This is a genomic window from Hwangdonia seohaensis, assembly GCF_031932625.1.
GTDB lineage: Bacteria > Bacteroidota > Bacteroidia > Flavobacteriales > Flavobacteriaceae > Hwangdonia > Hwangdonia seohaensis.
Genome location: NZ_JAVSCK010000002.1, coordinates 1 through 13,295 on the forward strand (window position 1 = coordinate 1; position 13,295 = coordinate 13,295).

Here is a 13,295-nt window from a genome sequence, read left to right on the forward strand (position 1 = left end):
ATTCCGAACAGAGAAGTTAAGCCCGTTAGCGCCGATGGTACTGCATTTGTGGGAGAGTAGGTCGTTGCCTTTTTTGAAGAGTCTGATTACAATACGTAGTCAGACTCTTTTTTTTTTTGGCATAAACTTTGGCATGTGAGATAATCTATAGAAAGTAAAAGGTATATAAGAAATACATTGAATAGATTTTTAGTACCATATTGTTGATTAATCTTTAACTTCAAAGGTTTTAAATAAACCTTTGCCCTTGGTATTGGGCACTTCAGAAATAAATGCATATTTACCAGGTTTTAAATCGGTATAGAAATAACCTGTACTTCCAGCTGGCATATCATTAACTCCACCTAAAAAAGTAACGCCTTTTGGAACTGGGGTAATGAGTCCTTTTGGGTTTGACCAGTCCATCCATGCTTCTAGAGCATCTTCACTAACACCATTTTCTAACTTTACTAAATTTACATCGTGCTGCATAAAATTTTCGTGCTGTTTTTGGTCTTTATAAAAGACTGAAAATATTTGTTTACCCTTAGTAATGTTTTTATCATAAGTTATCCCTTCGGTATTAGATACCTCAATATTTACAGTAGGTTCTGGAGGTGTATTACCGCTATCTTCTTCAAGCACAATGACAGGCTTAGCCATTCCCATAGAAGTATGAAATTTACCATTTGGCATTTTTACATAGCATTCCATGATGTAATAACCAGGATCCAACTTTACCGATGTAATTGCAGTGTGCTTTGGTGCAATCAATCCAGAACCACCCGAAAATACTATGTCTCCAAACCATGCTGGCAATTTACCAAAGACAGCGAAACCTTCTTCAGCTTTACCTTTATTGATTAAATCCATACCTTCTTCAAAAACAGGTGCTACATCGGTTAATGTGTTGTCAACAGTCTTGCCCTCTGGATATTTATCCATTAAGAAGAAATGAGTTTCGTTAGAAAGGTTTTGATACTTAAAGGTGTTCCATCCTGAAGGAATGGTATCTGCACTTTGAAACTCCATGCTTCGTGTTACAATATCAATCACATTTGAAGGTTCATCAGCTGTAGATTCAGTGATTGGTTTTGTGTTTTTTTCGTTTTTACAATTGAAGCACACACAAAACAAAAGAAGTAATAGAAAAACAGGTTGTTTAAATGTTTTCATTATAAAATTTTAGTTTTAATTGTGATTAATTTTTAATATTAACTTATCGTTTTCATTAGTAATTATTTTGGCTTTTGTATTGGTTAAGTTAAAAGTGTCGCCTGGTATAAAAGTATCTCCAGGTATAAAAGTATCTCCTGGAATATAAGCATCACCTGGTATAAATTGATCACCTGGTATAAATTGATCTCCGGGTATAAATTGGTCACCTGGTATAAATTTCTCATTTGTATCAATAGCTAAAACGGCTTTATTGGCAGGAAGTACTGAGTAGTTTCCGTATAATATTCCTTTATAAAAATTACTGTTAGGATACTTTTTTGCTACTATTTCCGGATCGTTCATAGTTTCTAAAAGCTCTATGTTTTTAACTCTGTTAGTTGTATTATCTACTATCATTATAATTTTTGTACCTTCATTGGGTTTTTGGATATTACTAATAATTTTAACATGGTTTATACCCACCTTTGCTTCAAAATGAGAATCATTAATACCTCCTCCAAATGAAATCATAGTGGGTTGCATTTTAAACTTCAAAAAGTTTAGTACCAAATTACCATCAAGAAAAACTTTGAGTTTGCCTGTTTTGCATTCTATTTTTACATGGCGCCAAACGGGCTCTAAAGTATATAAACCTTTCAAGAAGTTTTTAGCAGTACCTGGTTGCGGATGAGCCCAACTGGTTTCCAATCCATCACGTTTTAAAGTTATTGGCTTATAAGAAATGTCACCTTTTCCATAACCATATTGACCTTCCCACAATCTAATTTCAATACGTTGTCCGTAAATGGATGAAGTTTTTCCAAAAAACATATCAAATTCTACAGTAAAATCATCGCCTAGATAGTTGTTGGTTTGCCCATTAACTATTGGTTTTATAATACCACCATGCATAATGCTGATCATTTTATTACCATCTGCTTGATCTATTGATGCCATACCATTAATAACATCCCATCGGTTAGGAAATTCACCTAAAGGCTCTTTAGCCACATTGTCTTGGAATATTTGACCAAACGTTATCGAACAAAATAAGATTGTAAAAATTGAAGTTAGTGTTTTCATGGTTTTATTATTTAATTATTATTTTTTTTGTGACCTGCTTGTTTTCTGAAAATATTTTTAGAAGATATAGTCCGGATTGGAGATGATTCACATTGATTTTTATTTTGGTTGTGGTTAAAATCTTGCTGCCCAAAACATCATATACTTCTGTATAATTTACTGGAATGGTTGATTTTATGTTTATAAACTGGCTTACGGGATTGGGGTAGATTTTAATTGAGTTTCTCGGTATGGTCTCATCAACCATCCCCAAACTTTTAAAAAGGGAGTTATCGATAAAACCTTCGGAGACATGATAATTGCTCACATTGTATTCTTGTAGGTTTACCTCTCCTATTGTATATATCATTTCCATATTACCGTTCATCGCACTGGCGCCACCACTATCGATACTAATTTTAACTATTGATTGTCCATAAAAATTCATGGCAGAACAAAGCAGTACACTTGTTATAAGTTTTTTCATTGTTGATTGTTATTTAGTGATTCGAGTTGAGCAATACGATAGCTTAAATCTTTAAATTGCTCTACTTGGGCGGATAAATTGTTAATCTTCTTATTTTGATTATCAATAATATTTTGCTGATCTTGTATGGCTTTGATAAGCACTGGGATTAACTCGGTATAGTTAATGCTCAAGGTTTTGTTTTTATCTTCACCAACATCTACTATTTCATTTATAATGGGTTGAACATCTTGAGCTATCAACCCAAATGTTTTTGAGCTTTCTTCAGGTCTGTTTTTCCAATTGTAAGCTACAGGGCTTAGTTTTAAAATGGTTTGCAATCCATAATTTAAATCAATAATGTTTGATTTTAACCTTCTATCTGAAGGTAAATCATAACTAAAAGCCAATATGTGACCATTTGTAAAAACGGTCATGGCATTGGCTCTAAAGGTGCCTCCAGTACCATCACCAGTTCCGTTGCCAATTTGAAATAAAACGTCTGGACGAATATCATTATATTCACCAATAACCAAACTGCTTTGGCCATCGGCAATGGTACCCAGTCCCATGGCTACTGAATAATCGCCATAAGCATCCGTATTAGACCCAAATGCTGCCGAGTAACTGCCGTTTCCAATGGTTGAACTCCCAGATGCGAACGAGTAATCGCCGTGAGCCGTAGTGCCAACACCCATGGCTGTTGAAAAATCGCCAGTGGCATTGGTATTAGTGCCCATGGCTGTAGCGTAAAGGCCAGAAGCCGTGGTAAGGTTACCCAGGGCGGTGGAAACTATGCCCGATGCCATGGTATTTGCACCCAATGCTGTTGCAAAATTAGCACTGGCAGTGGTGTTTGTTCCAATTGAAACTGCCCCTTGCTTGGTTGCAGAATTGTCTTTTCCTAAAGCAAAAGCATAATCACCAGAAGCTTCAGAATTGTAGCCCATGGCCGTTGACCAATCGCCAGATGCTAAAGCGCTAAACCCAAAAGCGGTAGAACCGGCACCGTTTGCTTGTGATTGGCTGCCCAATGCGGTAGAATAAGCTCCTGTGGCTTGGGTAGAAAACCCCAGAGCTGTCGAGCTATTTCCAATGGCCTCTGTACCAGACCCCGCGGCAAAGGCTCTACTTCCTAAGGCCCCTGCACTAAAAGAGGCTGTAGTGCTTGTGCTTAAATCAACTGCATTTAAGCCAATTTGGCCATAATTATTAGGGTCGCGGCCACTAATTCGATACCCTATGCCATTTCCTTCGTCAAGCGCTGCTAAACCTCCGCTGTACGTAGCATCGGCATATTCTTTTGTGATGAGTGCTTTGGCATTTGTAATTTCGTTTATATCGAAACTTGGAGCAGTGATTACCCCATCAAAATTTACCGTAAACGCATTAGATCTTCCAGATGAATTGCCATTACCTACTTGAAACAGTATATTTGTAGCCGTTGTGTTATCGTTAAGTCTGCCCACGACAGTGCTAAATTGATCATCGGCTATGGTTTCAAAACCCATAGAAGTAGCACTAAATCCGGACGCAGTAGTAAAATTACCAAAGGCAGTTGCAGCAAAATTAGTGGCGTAGGTTTTATAACCTGCGGTAAAAGTAGAGCTACCACTGGCTCCAAGGTTTAAAGCAGCATCGGGGTTAGTGCTTAAATCTACTGCGTTTGCGCCAATATTGTCATAATAATTAGGGTCTTTATTAATTAATCGCCACCCTAATCCATTACCCTCATCAATAGCTTCAAGTCCCGTTGCCCCCCCTGTGCCACCCGAATAGTTGGCATCGGCATATTCTTTTGTAATTAGTGATTTGGCATCTGTAATTTCAGAGATATCGAAGGTTGGTGCCGTAATCGTGCCGTTTTTCAATATTGTTAAAGCATTAGACCTAAAGTTGTCGTTGCCGTTTCCTATTTCGAACAATGGATCTGTATCCACCCAAGCGTCTGGGTCGCCACCTCCTAAATTCCTGTTACCAAATGCTGTTGACTTATAGGCATCGGCCCAAGTGCCGTAGCCATAAGAAAAAGTAGTATAGCCAATGGCTCTACTGCTAAAACCACCGGCGAAGGAAAAAATGTTAGATGCTATATTTCTGTTGCCAAGAGCAAATGAATAGTTCCCTGTTGCTCCATATTCTGATGATGGAGCAAAACCATCACTTAAATCAATGGCACCTCTGCCTATGTTACCGTGGTTGGCAGGGTCTCTTCCTTTTAAACGCCAGCCACTGCCGTTGCCTTCATCAATAGCTTCAAGACCGGTGGAAGCACCGCCCGAACCACCAGAATAATTGGCATCGGCATATTCTTTTGTAATAAGCGCTTTGGCGTCGGTAATTTCATTGATATCGAAACTTGGTGCGGTAATGGTACCATTCCTTAATACCGTTAACGCGTTTCTTCGAATATCGTTGGTGCCATCAATATATTGTCCGTTCCCAATTTCGAACAGAGGATCGGTTGATGCGGCCAATAAGGGGTCACCGCCACCAACGTTGTATAACCCGATGGCTGTTGAATTGGGAGCTTCGGCTCGAGTGCCAATTCCCAAAGCGGTTGATGAATGACCAGAGGCCACTGTTCCAGCTCCCATAGCGGTTGCTTGAGCCTGTGATGCTATGGTACCTACACCCGATGCAAATGAGCTCTGACCTGACGCCGTTGTATTTAGTCCAACAGCAGTTGCATAATTTCCCGTAGCGCCTTTAGTGAGTGAAGGCGACCAGCTATAGCTTAAATCTACAGCGCCAATAGCGATTGGACCGTAGAAATCTTCAGGTCTGTCAATTAAGCGCCACCCAATACCTCCACCTTCATCAAGTTGTTCTAGCCCTGTATTGTTCGATTGTTCTGCATAAAGTGCATAGGGCACCATTTTAAATTCAGTCGTACCCATGTCTGTGAGTCCTGAGCCAGAATCTACTTGTACCTTTAAAAATCGTGAGCCCAAAACGCTCAATCTTCTCCAATCTAATTGATTATAAACATCTTCATATCCAGTTAAAGGAACACCTTCCCCGATGTTTACTATTACAATCCCGTTAGCATCTGTACTCGTAGTGTGGGTTTCAGCATAAACCACATCTAAAAACTGTATTTCCGGTCCTTCTAGAATTGAAAACTCAATGGTTATATTTTGATTTATTAATGCATTGTTATTATTATCTTTAATTAATGCTTTATAGTTAATTCCCTTACTTTGGGTAGGTTGAGAGAAACTTAAACCAGTAATAAAAAGTGCGAGTAAAATAGTTGGTATGTTTTTCATTGTGTTGGTTTTTATTGATTAATAGCATTTTATGTTTTCAGTCACGGACTAAAAGCCCATTCCAAAGCTCATAAATTGATAGTCTTCTTTTTTTATATCGGTCTTTTTTTCTTCAAGACTTATAGCTGTCATCGTGAAATTGTTTTTACTTTTCTTTTTGTGTACAGCTGTTATTTCCATTAGTAGCGCATCTTCTTCAAGTACTTTTAATAACGCAGGATCAAAGCCTTTTGGGCTATTTTTGTTATTGGCGAAAGCGAAAAAAGCACTAAAATTAACCGGTGCATCTAGGGTAAAATAGACATCTGAAATAAAATCTGCATTTTCTATTTGCATACCGTAACAGGTAAAGCCCAATATGGTTTTGGTGCCAATTTCCTTATAGCTGTATTTGGGTTCTTTTTTACTGGATTTTTGGTCTTTTATTTTTGTTATTTGAGCCATATTTTGGCCATTCATGTTCATAAACATGATTGTGATTTTCTCTTTGGAATCCATAACCATGCGCATCGTACCTTTTCCTTTTAATTCTTTTGAAGATATTTCCATTCCAAAATAGTCTTTGCTGTCTGAATTTATAAGATAAGCCATTGGCATACTTTCGTTTTTGGCCGTTTTAATTTCGGTTTTAAACTCCCAGTCAAACTTATAAGTATCCGGTAGTTTTGATTCATCCAATTTGTCTTTGCCCAATAAGCCTTGCATTATTTTTTTTGTTGGATCCTGTGCTTTAACCGGCATGCTAAAAAAGAAGCATAAGGTTAATAGTATTATAAATTTTGTTTTCATAATGAGTTAGTTTTTGTTTTTTTGTTTGTCTTTTTTATTGTGTTTCCAAGGCTCCAAACCTTTTTCTAGGGGGATTATTTTGCCCAAAGGTCCGGGCATTAAAGATTTTTCAATGGCTTCGGGAAGGGTTACTTTCACGTTTTCGTACGAGAAAACGAATTTTCCCGTGGGGTGATCGTCTTCCTTTACTTGCGGATTGATGGTGTTTATATACAATTCCATTAAGCGCTTTTTGTCGTCAAAAAGGATATAACTTCCAGGATATTCGGCGTCGTTATAGCTAAATTTTGTGCAATTATTAGAACCGTTGCAATTGGTTTTTGATGCGATATAATAATCATTGTCTATAAAATGCTGGGGTTTGTATATAAATGCCATCTCCAATACTAAAAAGCTGAGTGCCAAGTCTTTTTCTTCCAGAGCTTGAAATGCTTCGATGTAAGGTTCTGGGGGGAGTTTGTAGGCTTGCGGTATCATGCCCGCCATCATAAAGCCCATCATTCCGGAAGAGGCTAATGTTCTTTTTTCGTATTGTCCTGTCTCAGTATCGTATCCGTAAATAAAACCTTTGCGGTCTTGAAAAAGTGGTTTTTCTGAATTTCCGGGAACTTCGGTTCGCATCGCTATGGTTTCGGCATCAAAGTATTGGGTGTGCACCACGGCATCGCTATCGTGGTAGAGTTTCATAACAACATCGGTGGTAAAGTAATCTATTGCCGAATTGATGACAAGCTCCTCATCTTCGTAAGATGTGGTTCTATGTTTTGCATTATCTGAAGTGTCAAGCGAAACTTCTCTTGTTTCATATCCTTTTTTTTTGGCTCTTTTTTTTAGCTCATCTAGTAATTGCGCTTCAACACCAATACATGATAAAAGACATATTAGCGATAAGATAATTAGTTTTGGTTTCATTATTATTCTACTTTTAAGAGTAATTTGCCATTTTTAGAAGCTAATATTTTAGTATTTACAAGCCTTAAACTGAACTGGTCACCTGGTAAAAACTGGTCTCCCGGAAGAAATTGGTCTCCCGGAAGTAACAGATCTTTGGGTATAAAATTTTTCGCTCCTTTTAATGGAAGGAATTGATCTCCCGGAAGAAACTGATCACCGGGAAGGAATTGGTCTCCCGGAAGAAATTGATCCCCGGGAAGAAACTGATCGCCAGGGAGGAATTGGTCTCCAGGTAAATACGCTTTGGCCGTATTAAAAGAAATAGCCGAATTTTTTAAAGGTTGTACCACATAATCACCATATAATAAACCTAAATGAAGTGTGCTATTTGGGTATTTTGCGTTAACAAGTTCTGCATTTTGCATGTTTTCAAACAGTTCTATATTTTGTACTCGTTTGGTTTCCTTGTCAACTACAAGTACAATTTTTGTTCCTCCATTTGTGTTTGAATTTTGGTTCGTATTAACTCCAGAAATATTTACATTTTTAATGGCTCGAATAAAAGAAACACCAGACTCTGCGGCTTCACCTCCAATTGAAATAATGGCAGGCTTAAACTTATATTTTGGCATATTAATAATCTGTTCGCCATCAATATATACTTTTAGCGAACCTTTATTATAAAGTATAGCAATAAAGCGCCATGTGGCTTCTTTTTTTTGGGCGGGATCGTTATTAAAGACATTATGTGCTATATTTCTATTATTGATTTCATCATTACCATAAAGATAAGCACCGTGCCTAAAAATTTTTATCGCATCATACCATCCTTTTCCAATGTTGTTTTCGAAGGTAATTCGACCACTACCATCCCAAAAGCGAATGCTATAATGTTGTTCGGTTGGGCCATTTCGAACCACATCAAAATAAGCTTTAAATTCTAATGTAAATGAATCGGTTAAGTAGTTTTTACCGTTTAATAAAGGTGTAATTATCGCACCATTTGATAATGTTATCACTTTTTCGCCTTGAAATGTGTCAATTTGAGCAGAGCCTTTTATTAAATCCCATTTAGATGGGAATTCACCATCTGTTTCGTTATCTGGTTTGTCTTGAAATGATTGCGAATAACCAATTCCAGAAATTAGAAATAGTAAAATAACACCAAATATAGAAGTTGTTTTCATAACCATAGTTTTAAAGTGATTAGTTGATTTAAAATTGAAAAGGAAACAACGCCAACTGTTGTTTTTGTTATTTCCTTTTGCACACTGATTAATAGCGTCTTTATATGTTTTTATCTAACTTAATAGATTTTATCACCTTGTTTTTAAGCGTAATGTTTAGTTTGTAATGCCCATCTTTTAAATGGTCTATGCTTAAATAAATAGGCTGCTCTTTATTGTCGTTTTCGGTTATTTTAGTTTGCTTAGGCATTATTTAATAACTAAGGGGAAAAGTTAAACTATAACATAACACACTAATTGATGTTGTTTTGCGATGTAAAATTATAATGAAGCCACTTTATTGGATGCTAGATATGTAACAAAGTATGCAACATTTGTAACATTAACGATTGGGTTTTACGTTTTTTGCAAGTAATCGTTAGGTGTGCAGTGGTATGCTTTTTTAAAACACTTGATAAAGTAAGACGGCGTATTGAACCCCACCTGATAGGCAATTTCGGATATGGTGTAGTCCGATTTTTGTAAAAGTGATACGGCCATTTTTAAGCGTTGCGACCGTATAAAAGCCGTTGTGGTTAAACCTGTAAGGGCCACTAATTTTCTGTGCAATTGCATGCGGCTAACCAGCATTAATTTGCTAAACTTGACAGCATTAAATTCGGGGTTTGATAAATGTTCATTTAAAACGCTTTCAATTTTATTCAGGAAATCCTCGTCAAAAGTAGTGGTGGCTATGTCTTTGTTTTTTGAAATGTTATGTTGCGAATAACGTGATTGTAAAGACTTCCTTAATTCAATTAAATTTTCAATGCGCTTAATTAAAATTTTAGATTTAAAGGGTTTTGTAATAAAATCGTCGGCACCGGCTTCAAGCCCTTTAAGTTCATTTTCCTCACCAACTTTTGCAGTAAGTAATATTATGGGAATATGACTTGTAAGCATGTTGTTTTTTAATGTTTTACACAACTCGATGCCATTGGTAATGGGCATCATTATATCGCTAATAATAATATCTGGAATGGTTTCGAGTGCTTTTTTTATACCGATTTTTCCGTTTGCTGCTTTTAATATTTTATAATTGGACTTTAAAATGGACTCTATATATTGCCTTACGTGCTTATCGTCTTCAACAATTAACAAAACCGGTTTTTCGGAAGATTCGTTAAAGGTTTCAGAAAGTTCTTTTTTAATTTCAGAAGATTGCGAGTTTATAATTTTGTTGTTGTCGGGGCTAATATCTTCTATATCAAAAGCTTCTTTATTAATGGGAAGCGTTACGGTAAACTGAATTTCATCTTTATTTACCGTACTGGTTACCAGCGAACCATGGGTTAAAGCAACCAGTTCTTTAACTAAAGCCAACCCAATCCCAACGCCATCTGCATTTGCATTTACCTGATAAAAGCGGGTAAATAATTTACTTAAATCTTCCGGTTTAATCGTGCTTCCGCTATTTATAATGGTAAGTATGGCATAATTGTTTTGTTGCTCTGTATTGAAATAAATATGACCTTTTTTTGGGGTGTATTTTACGGCATTGGCCAGCAAATTAGTGACAATCTTTTCTACGATATCTTTATCAAACCAAGCCTTTGGGATATTTGAAATATCGGTTTTAAACTGCAAACCTTTTTTTTCGGCTCTGTATTGAAACGATGATGCTATCTGTTTTAAAAGAATACCTAAATTATCGTTTTCAATATTTAACTTTAAATGACCGGTTTCCAATTTTGCCAAATCCATCAGCTGATTCACCAAATTCAAAAGGCGTTTAGCGTTTCGATGGATAAGTGAAAGTTCTTTTTTATCGGTATTTGAAATCTTCTTTTTTGCCAGTTGATTTTCCGCTGGCCCTAAAATTAAGGTTAACGGTGTTCTAAACTCATGCGAAATATTGGTGTAGAGTTTGGTTTTAAATTCATCCAAATCCTTTAACCTATTGGTTTCGGCGTGTTCCAACTCCAATTGTAGCTTTAGCTGCCATCGCCATTTAAAGTATCTGTAGGCTAAAAATATCAACAACAATAAAAGCAATCCATAAATAATTTTTGCGGCAGTATTTATATACCAAGGTTTTAAAATGGTAAATGCGTAGGTTGCCGGAACTTCATTCCAAACGCCGTCATAATTACTAGAAATTACTTTAAACACATAATCGTTAGGTGCTAAATTGGTGTAATGGGCGGTATTTATATTGGTTGAAGCCGACCAATCGGTGTCGTGGTTTTCTAATTTGTACTTATATAAATTTCGTTCGGGTTGTGAGAAATGCAGGCTTGAGAACGTAAATGTTACGGTGTTTTGTTTAAACTTAAAGGCTTTGTTTTGAATGAGCGGTTGGTTTTTATTGAATATGTCGAAACCTGAAATTATGGTTTTAGGTTTTACCTTATTAAATGATATTTGATTTGGATGAAACCAATTAACGCCCTCAAGACCGCCAAAATAAAGGGTGCCATTTGGCGACTTAAAATAGGCTCCGGTATTAAACTCTAAAGCCTGTAGGCCATCATAATTGTTGTAGTTTTCAACAGTTGGAGTTTCTGCATTTTGGGCTAAGCTAAACTTGGTTAACCCACCGTTGCTGCTCAGCCAAAGGTTGTTGTCGTTATCGGGTAAAATGCCATAAATAACATTGTTTGGCAAACCGTTTTCTGTGGTGAATACAGATGTTTCGTTTAATTTAATATCATACTTTTTTAGCCCTTTTCCAGCGGTCCCAATCCACAAAATAGCATCTTTATATAATAGGGATTTAATAGGGCCATTAATACCTTTAAGTTTTTCAATGTGTTTGGTTTGCTGGTTTAGCTTAAAAACGCCTTTATTTTCTGTGCCAATCCACAGTTCGTTTAAATTGCCTCTAACTACTGTTTTTATATTGTTTGAGGTTAATGCGGAATTGTTAACGTTGTATTTTTCTATAATGCCTTCATTTTTATCAAAAAGCACCAAACCGTTATTTTCTGTACACAGCCAAGTGCGTTGCGATGTTTCAGGCAACATCCCCCAGATGGTGTAGTTCGATATCTCTGGGAAATATTTAAAACGTCCAGATGAATCCATAATATTTAACCCAAATACCTGATGCCCAATCCATAAGGATTCGTTATTATAACACAAGCTGATAATCCGGTTGCTTACTATATCAGAGTTGCTTGTTGATATTGTTTTGTAAATGTTTTTATCGTTATTAATATATGTTAAACCTTTCCCGGAGGTGCCAATCCACATGTTTCCTTCGGGGTCTGTGCTAATACTTCGTACCACATCTATATTGACGGATTTTGGCATTTGCTTATTGGTAAGAACATTAAACTTTACCAAATGCTCATCATAATAATTCGCACCAGCGCCATCTGTACCCAGCCAAATAAGGCCTGTGTTATCTTCATACAACGATAATATGTCATTATACTGAATGGCAAACGGGTTGGTTTTATTCTCTAGAAAATTGGTGAGTTTATTTTGTTTAAAGTCAACCAAATACGCACCGTTGCCATAGGTTGCAATCCACAAGCGGTCTTTGTCATCAACCAAAAGATCTTGAATATTAAGGTTTTTAGGAATCGGAATGTTTACATTTTGTTTAAAAGGATGAATTTTATCATCTTGTGTTTTTTTATAATACAACCCCTTGCTGTAGCTGCCAAACCAAAGTGTTCCGTCTTGGGTTTGTGCTATCGCACTATAATTAGTTGTGTTGGCATGGTGTTGGGTTAAATTTTTATAGTTGTTATTTTGGTTTAGGCTTAAAACACCACCGGAGGTCGCTACGATTATTTGGTCATTTAATTGATGAAATGCATTAATCGTCCGTTTTAAATCAATTGGATTTAACAACTGGATTGTATCCTTTGAAGTAGCATCAATTTTAAACAAACCCATGCCGTAAGTTCCAATGTAAGTATGGTAGTTTTCGTCTTGAAAAATGGTGCTTACATTATTAAATTGCTTTATCGTTTTGAAGCTATCTTTTTGTGGTGTGTAAAGCTCTAGTTTACCTGAATTGGTAATAATCCACAATTTATTTTTTTTGTCAATATATATTTTGCCCAAGCGGCTATACGTTGGTCTTGTAATATCTTCAAATTGTTTGTTGTAAATTTTAAACGAACGCCCATTGTATTTGTTTAAACCGTCTTGGGTGGCAAACCACATATAACCAATACTATCCTGCGCTATACTAATCACACTGTTTTGTGAAAGCCCATCTTTTATTGATAATTGACTAAACGCTATTTGCTTTTTAATTTCAGGGTTTAACGAGTCTGCCTTAAAATTATTTCGAGAGCTTAGGTTTTGCAATAGGCAAACAAATAAAACTGATAAAACAAGTTTCAATTAAATAAGGTATTGGTTAATAGCTACTTGTAAAGTTAGTAAAGAATTTCTTTATACAAAAAAAGGAATTGCTTTATAAAATGGATTTTTGTTTTTAAAACCGTGCTGTAAGTATCTTAGAGATTAAAGACTAAGCATAAGAGT

Annotated in this window: 9 protein-coding genes and 1 rRNA gene; 1 reads left to right on the forward strand and 9 read right to left on the reverse strand. The window is 36.3% G+C overall.

Going from position 1 to position 13,295, the window contains the following annotated elements; genetic code table 11:
* Positions 1-73, forward strand: a 5S ribosomal RNA gene (rrf, locus tag RNZ47_RS16270); the annotation flags it as partial.
* A gap of 134 nt (positions 74-207) precedes the next feature.
* Here rrf and RNZ47_RS05345 read toward each other — a convergent pair.
* The 9 genes from RNZ47_RS05345 to RNZ47_RS05385 all read right to left on the reverse strand — a co-directional run bounded on the left by RNZ47_RS05345 (position 208) and on the right by RNZ47_RS05385 (position 13,115).
* A complete protein-coding gene (locus tag RNZ47_RS05345) occupies positions 208-1,155 on the reverse strand; it encodes a hypothetical protein (protein ID WP_311937531.1) in 948 nt (315 codons plus the stop codon).
* Positions 1,156-1,170: 15 nt separating this feature from the next.
* Complete coding sequence (locus RNZ47_RS05350) at positions 1,171-2,220, reverse strand: hypothetical protein (protein ID WP_311937532.1); 1,050 nt, start codon at positions 2,218-2,220, stop codon at positions 1,171-1,173.
* 7 nt (positions 2,221-2,227) lie between these two features.
* Positions 2,228-2,686 (reverse strand): T9SS type A sorting domain-containing protein, encoded by a 459-nt coding sequence (locus RNZ47_RS05355; RefSeq protein ID WP_311937535.1) that lies wholly within the window; start codon positions 2,684-2,686, stop codon positions 2,228-2,230.
* A complete protein-coding gene (locus RNZ47_RS05360; protein WP_311937536.1) occupies positions 2,683-5,937 on the reverse strand; it encodes a tail fiber domain-containing protein in 3,255 nt (1,084 codons plus the stop codon). The genes RNZ47_RS05355 and RNZ47_RS05360 overlap by 4 nt, the downstream gene beginning before the upstream one ends.
* Positions 5,938-5,985: 48 nt before the next feature.
* Entirely contained in the window at positions 5,986-6,726 is a 741-nt protein-coding gene (locus RNZ47_RS05365) for a DUF4412 domain-containing protein (RefSeq protein WP_311937539.1), read from the reverse strand.
* Positions 6,727-6,732: 6 nt separating this feature from the next.
* Positions 6,733-7,638 carry a hypothetical protein gene (locus RNZ47_RS05370; RefSeq protein ID WP_311937541.1) on the reverse strand — a complete coding sequence of 302 codons (906 nt, stop codon included), beginning with the start codon at positions 7,636-7,638 and terminating at the stop codon, positions 6,733-6,735.
* Between the two features lie 2 nt (positions 7,639-7,640).
* The gene (locus RNZ47_RS05375) at positions 7,641-8,807 is read right to left on the reverse strand and encodes a hypothetical protein (protein ID WP_311937544.1); all 1,167 of its coding nucleotides are present in this window, start codon (positions 8,805-8,807) and stop codon (positions 7,641-7,643) included.
* A 100-nt stretch (positions 8,808-8,907) separates the two neighbouring features.
* A complete protein-coding gene (locus RNZ47_RS05380; protein ID WP_311937547.1) occupies positions 8,908-9,057 on the reverse strand; it encodes a hypothetical protein in 150 nt (49 codons plus the stop codon).
* Positions 9,058-9,203: 146 nt separating this feature from the next.
* The gene (locus tag RNZ47_RS05385) at positions 9,204-13,115 is read right to left on the reverse strand and encodes a hybrid sensor histidine kinase/response regulator transcription factor (RefSeq protein WP_311937550.1); all 3,912 of its coding nucleotides are present in this window, start codon (positions 13,113-13,115) and stop codon (positions 9,204-9,206) included.
* Positions 13,116-13,295 lie beyond the last annotated feature (180 nt).